Here is a 5,902-nt window from a genome sequence, read left to right on the forward strand (position 1 = left end):
AAACCCATCACCACTTTTTTCTTCATATTTCTAATGTACTAGCTTTAAAGCTAAATATTGTGAATTATGTTCTGAGTAAACAGACAGGTGCCGTGCGTCAAATTTGAAAAATACTTAATTAAATCAATCGTCTTTCAAGAGTTTTCAGCAAAGGGCTTCTCCCTGGCACGGTGCCTGCAATAAAGAGTGCGTCAGATGAGAAAGTTGTTCGCTCACAAGCAGGGGTTTCCGGGAAACCAGGCCCCGCTGGTGCAGGAAGCCAGGGTGTCCTGAATTCCTGTATGCCGCGGCAACGGATGCGCCTGGTACCAAGGCATGTGGTCAAGGGGCGGCTCGGGTAGAGGAGCCGCCCCGCTGGGTTCGATTCCCGGATGCCATTGTTCTGTAGCTCAGAAGGTAGAGCACCGTGCTAATCACACGGCTGTCGCGGGTTCGAATCCCGCCGAACGCTGACGTAAAAAATCAGCTTACTTGGATGTAGAGCGTGCCGCGAGTGGGAAGAGTGGATGCAGGCTGCAACGGGAAACCGCGGCAGTGTGCGGGGCCAGCACCCACCAGCAACAGTTGCCAGTGCAAAGGTACTGCGACACCGGACAGCGAAGACGCCGGGCGTGACATCGCGAGATCTCACGACCAGGCCCTTCGCCAGAAAGTGCCCGCACCCCGAGTCCGCGGCTGTTGCTGATGCGGACTATGGATTGCGTTGAATTGAAGAAAAACAAGGAGAAGAAAAATGTTTGGACTGAACCAATACAAGATCAAGAAAAACGAACGCGGCCTGCTGTTGCGCAACGGTGACTTCGAGCGCGTGCTGCAGCCCGGTAAACACTGGGTGTACGCCGGCGCCGACCAGGTGCGGGTAGAAACCTTTGCCATGGAGCAAGCCGCTTTCACGCACGGCCTTGCCGACTACTTCATGGCCAAAGAGCCGGCTGTGGTTGCCCAGGAGTTTGTGCTTGCCGCGCTGTCGGATGCACAGGCAGGCCTGCGGTATGAGAACGGTTCGCTGGTGGAAGTGCTGGCGCCCGCCACCCGCAAGCTCTACTGGAAGGGCCTGAACGAGGTTCGTATCGACGTGGTCGATATTGACCAGGACGTGGCGAACAGCGAAAAGCTGCCGGCTGGCCTGGTGGCCACGCTGGGCCAGACACAGCTGCGCCAGCGCCCGGTGAAGGGTCTGGACGGCGTGTTGCTGGTGCAGGTGCCCGACTTCCATGCCGGTGTGTTGACACTGGACGGCAAGGTGACCGGGCTGCTCGGCGCCGGGGCTTATGGCTTCTGGCGTTATGGCCGCAAGGTAGATGTCGAATGCATTGACTTGCGTTCGCAGGCGCTGGAAGTTAGCGGGCAGGAAATCCTCACCCGCGACAAAGTGAGCCTGCGCCTGAACTTGTCGGCCACCTGGCGTTATGAAGATGTGCTGAAAGCCTTTGCCCAGTGGGGCAAGCCGTCAGAGCAGATTTACCGCGAGCTGCAGCTGGGCCTGCGCGCGGCCGTCGGGACCCGTACGCTCGACGAGCTGCTGGAGAACAAGGCTGCGCTGGACGACGTCATTGCCGAGCATACCCGTGCACGGTTGGCGGATGCAGGGCTGAAGCTGGAGAGCCTGGGTGTGAAAGACATCATCTTGCCCGGTGAGATGAAGACCATCCTGGCTCAGGTGGTGGAAGCCGAGAAGTCGGCCCAAGCCAACGCGATTCGCCGTCGCGAAGAAACCGCGGCAACCCGCTCGCTGCTCAACACGGCAAAAATCATGGAGGACAACCCGATTGTCCTGCGCATGAAAGAGCTGGAAACACTGGAGCGTGTGGCAGAGCGGATCGACAAGATCTCCGTGTTCGGAGGTCTGGACCAGGTGCTCAACGGGCTGGTGAAGCTGCGTTGAGCTAAAAAAGATAAAGGGCGCGCTGGCACAGAAGGGAGCGCCACTGCCAAAAATGTTGAAATTGCCGGCAGGCCGGGTAACACCGGGTGCGGCGGGCAAGTCGGTTGACGAGCAAGGTTGAGGATGCAGGTGCTGGCTCCGATGACGGGTCTGCCACTGGCGCGCGTTTCCAACCGTCAGCTGGGCCACAGGCGTCAAACACCGTGGTCGCCGTATTGATGCGGGTTCGAATCCCGCCGCGTCCACCAAACGAGAACAAAAATGGAAAACACCTTGAAACCCGAATTGGCACCCGCCTTGAAGCAAGCTGTTGACCGGCTGTATGCGGTCTTCAGCGGCTACCGCGCGCCCACGCTTTGCTTGAACGTATGTTTGGGATGCTGCATGGACGAGTCCCTGGAAAAGGAGATGCGGCAATTGCCTTTGCGCCAGATCACCGCCAGGCACTTTTATGAGTACAACTGCTCCGCGAAAGATGTCCCGCAACCTGCGCACGAGATCAAGTACCTGTTGCCGCGCATGCTGGAACTCCTGGCCGACGGCGCCGAGCTTCACCACTCCATGGAGTGCTATCTGGGTCGGTTGGGAAATTGCGAAGCCGGTGCGTTCTCAGCGGAAGAATACGAGGCTATTGAGGTTTTCGCGCTGGCCTATTTCGCCGCGCGTTTGAGTCAGCACTGGTGGCAGTCCGGAGAGGGGCATGCCGGCGACGTGGCCTTCGAATTCCTCCTGATGTTCGATATCGGCGGCGTTGATTTGCGGCCTTTGCTGGACTATTGGATGAAAGACGAATCGACGGCAGCGACCCTGCATTATGTGAACGCCGGGTTCTACGATTTCTGGCAAGCCCAGTGCATCAAGAACGCATTCGCTGAAGATCGTCCTGTGTTTCTGGAGGTGATGACGAACTGGTTGACCGAGGAAAACCATCGCCGTACATTCGCGAACCGGATTCTGAGGCTGGAGATGTACAAGCTCGAGCAGACCCCGACTTGCTACTACGGTAGCCGGATAACGCCGCAAGACATGGCGGAAGCCGTATTTGATTCGATAACTTATTAGGATAAAAAATGACTTACCAACAACACGAAGTGACCGGCGGTGTGCCGGTAAAAATGTGGACCAATGGCGTGCCGGTGGAAGCCGAGGCTATCAAGCAGCTGGAGAACTCCGCGCGCCTGCCCATCGTCTTCAAACACGTGGCGGTGATGCCCGACGTGCATTACGGCTTGGGCGCCACCATCGGCAGCGTGATCCCGACATTCAAGGCGATCATTCCGGCGGCGGTTGGCGTGGACATCGGCTGCGGAATGATGGCCTGCAAGACCACGCTGCGCGCTGAAGACCTGCCCGACAATCTTGGGCCGCTGCGCACCGAGATTGAAAAGGCGGTGCCGCATGGCTCTGCGCCCAAGACTTATCGCCGCAATGGCTCCGTGCGCGAGGTGGGCGCCTGGACGAATCCACCCAGCGCGGCTGATGCGGCCTGGGGCCAGCTGGTCGATGAGTTCGAGGCGCTGTGCCTGGACTATCCGCGCCTGAAAAACACCAACAACCACCGCCACATGGGAACCCTAGGCGGCGGTAACCACTTTGTTGAGGTGTGCCTCGACGAAAGCGGTGGCGTGTGGATCATGCTGCACAGCGGTTCGCGTGGGGTTGGCAATGCCATCGGCACGCATTTTATCGAGCTGGCAAAAAAAGACGCCGAACTGCACCAGCGCAACCTGCCCGACCAGGACCTGGCCTACCTTGAAGAAGGTTCCCAGTACTTCGGTGACTATGTGCGCGGCGTGGGCTGGGCGCAGAAGTTTGCCCGCCTGAACCGCGAGGTAATGATGCAGGCCGCCATTGGTGCGCTGCGCAAGGTGATCAGCAAGCCGTTTGAGACGCATCTTGAGGCGGTGAACTGCCACCACAACTATGTGCAGAAGGAGACCCACTTCGGCGAGGAAGTGTTTGTGACTCGCAAGGGTGCGGTGAGTGCGAAGGCTGGTGAGCTTGGGATCATTCCCGGGAGTATGGGTGCCAAGAGCTTCATCGTGCGCGGCAAGGGCAACCCGGACAGCTTCATGAGCTGCAGCCATGGTGCCGGCCGCACCATGAGCCGTACCAAGGCCAAGAAGATGTTCACTATTGAAGACCAGGTCAAGGCGACCGAAGGGGTGGAGTGCCGCAAGGACGCCGACGTGATTGACGAAATCCCGATGGCCTACAAAGACATCGAGGCCGTGATGCTGGCGCAGAGCGACCTGGTGGAGGTGGTTTACACGCTCAAGCAGGTTGTGTGTGTGAAAGGATGAATATGAACCTTAAAGCCATTGAGTTGAATGGATATCTCAAGGGATGGGCCGATGTGAACGAGGCACCTGCGGACACGTCGTGCTTCTTCGAACTCATACCACTGTCCACATCGGATTTTCCGTGGCTGCATCATTGCGTGACTGGTCAATTGGAGGTACCTAAAGGAGTTTCCCTCAAGGAATCCGCTGAGCCAGAGCAATTGCTCGCTTCAGTGCTTGCGAAGTGGTGTTTTTTGGAAATACCTTTATTGGAGCGCGACAAAGCAACGCTCTTGGTGCATGGGGCGGAAGGACGTGATTGGCGCGTCAAAAAAATGGTCGATGACTTTCGCAGAGCGTTTGGTTGGTTCCGTTTCATAGAGATCGAACAGACTGAATTTCCTCCGGATTCCAAGACCGGACGGGCTCCTTTTGTAGCCCTTCACTGGCAGGAATATGTGCTTGTGGCCGAAGATTTGACTCAGTGGTTTTTGCATTTCAGCGTGACAGATTGACAACCAAAAGAACAGAAGAAAAAACATGATTGAACTCGATGGCTCGCAAGGCGAAGGCGGCGGGCAAATTCTGCGCACCGCGCTGGCCCTGAGCCTCATCACGGGTCAGCCTTTCCGGCTGGTCAACATCCGCGCCAAACGACCCAAACCCGGCCTGATGCGTCAGCATCTGGCCTGCGTGCAGGCGGCTGTGGCGGTGGGCGGAGGTGCGGCGCAAACCGGTGCGGTGACGGCCGCGGGAGCTGAAGTGCAATTGGGCGAAACCACGCTGGTCTTCACGCCCGGCAAGGTGCGCGCGGGAGACTATCGCTTTGCTGTGGGCTCCGCCGGCAGTTGCATGCTGGTGCTGCAGACCGTGCTATGGCCGCTGGTGATGGCGCCGGCGGCGTCCACGCTCGGGCTCAGTGGCGGCACACACAACCCGATGGCGCCGTCCCTGAGTTTTCTGCAGCTGCTGGCGCCGCATTTCGCGGGCGGTGGCCCGGCGATTTTCGACATGACGCTGCGCCGCCACGGTTTTTATCCGGCGGGCGGCGGCGAGGTTGAAGTGCTCGTGCATCCGCCGCAGGGCGGGCTGGCGGCCATTGACCTGATGACGCGTGGTGCTTTGCTGGAGGCGTATGCCGAATGCCTGCACGCCGGCCTGCCGCGCGGCGTGGCCGAGCGCGAACTTGACGTGCTGAGGAAGGGCCTGGGCTGGGAGGACAGCCAGCTGCGCAACCGTGCCCTGCGCAGCAACGAAGGGCCGGGCAACGCGCTGCTGGTGGTGCTGCGCCATGAGGCCATCACTGAAGTTTTTGCCGCCTATGGTGAAAAAAGCCTCAGTGCCGAGCAGGTCGCGCGCCATGTGCTGGCTGAGGTCAAGGCGTATATGAGCCATCAAGCGCCAGTGGGTCCGCACCTGGCGGATCAGTTGATGATTCCGCTGGCTCTGGCGCGTATGCAAGGCAGGCAAGGCCGTTACTGGACGACGGAACTCACCGAACATTCCCGCACCAATGCCAGGATCATCGAAACTTTCCTGCCTGTGAAGTTCAGCTGTGAGCCGCTGGAAGGCGGTACCGTGGTTTCGCTGGCGGCCTGAGTCGTATTTCGACAGTGGTGTAGTGCTACTGATTTTGTAGCTACTCGCGCCCGTTCTATAAGGGCCAACGCCACTTTTGCTTGGCGGATTCAAGTACAAAGTGCAACAAATGGAAGTGTAATCGGCTGCATTTTCA

5 protein-coding genes and 1 tRNA gene are annotated in these 5,902 nt (G+C 58.6%); all 6 read left to right on the forward strand.

Going from position 1 to position 5,902, the window contains the following annotated elements; all coding sequences use genetic code 11:
• The first annotated feature begins 379 nt into the window (after window positions 1-379).
• The 6 genes from ABI660_RS22655 to rtcA all read left to right on the forward strand — a co-directional run bounded on the left by ABI660_RS22655 (window position 380) and on the right by rtcA (window position 5,766).
• A tRNA-Ile gene (locus ABI660_RS22655) sits at window positions 380-451 on the forward strand.
• A 282-nt stretch (window positions 452-733) separates the two neighbouring features.
• Window positions 734-1,885: a slipin family protein gene (locus tag ABI660_RS22660; protein WP_348072389.1), complete on the forward strand. Its 1,152-nt coding sequence runs from the start codon at window positions 734-736 to the stop codon at window positions 1,883-1,885.
• A gap of 273 nt (window positions 1,886-2,158) precedes the next feature.
• Entirely contained in the window at window positions 2,159-2,947 is a 789-nt protein-coding gene (locus tag ABI660_RS22665) for a hypothetical protein (protein WP_348072391.1), read from the forward strand.
• A gap of 8 nt (window positions 2,948-2,955) precedes the next feature.
• Window positions 2,956-4,188 carry an RtcB family protein gene (locus tag ABI660_RS22670; protein WP_348072393.1) on the forward strand — a complete coding sequence of 411 codons (1,233 nt, stop codon included), beginning with the start codon at window positions 2,956-2,958 and terminating at the stop codon, window positions 4,186-4,188.
• Between the two features lie 2 nt (window positions 4,189-4,190).
• On the forward strand, window positions 4,191-4,682 hold the full coding sequence (locus tag ABI660_RS22675) for a hypothetical protein (RefSeq protein ID WP_348072395.1): 492 nt from the start codon (window positions 4,191-4,193) through the stop codon (window positions 4,680-4,682).
• A gap of 25 nt (window positions 4,683-4,707) precedes the next feature.
• Window positions 4,708-5,766 (forward strand): RNA 3'-terminal phosphate cyclase, encoded by a 1,059-nt coding sequence (gene rtcA / locus ABI660_RS22680; RefSeq protein ID WP_348072397.1) that lies wholly within the window; start codon window positions 4,708-4,710, stop codon window positions 5,764-5,766.
• Window positions 5,767-5,902: the final 136 nt, after the last annotated feature.

The organism is Polaromonas sp. (assembly GCF_039930745.1).
Taxonomy (GTDB): Bacteria; Pseudomonadota; Gammaproteobacteria; order Burkholderiales; family Burkholderiaceae_C; genus Polaromonas.

Coding starts and splice junctions, on each gene's coding strand:
- ABI660_RS22660 (WP_348072389.1), top strand. CDS start 734: ATGTTTGGACTGAACCAATACAAGATCAAGAAAAACGAACGCGGCCTG.
- ABI660_RS22670 (WP_348072393.1), top strand. CDS start 2,956: ATGACTTACCAACAACACGAAGTGACCGGCGGTGTGCCGGTAAAAATG.
- ABI660_RS22675 (WP_348072395.1), top strand. CDS start 4,191: ATGAACCTTAAAGCCATTGAGTTGAATGGATATCTCAAGGGATGGGCC.
- rtcA (WP_348072397.1), top strand. CDS start 4,708: ATGATTGAACTCGATGGCTCGCAAGGCGAAGGCGGCGGGCAAATTCTG.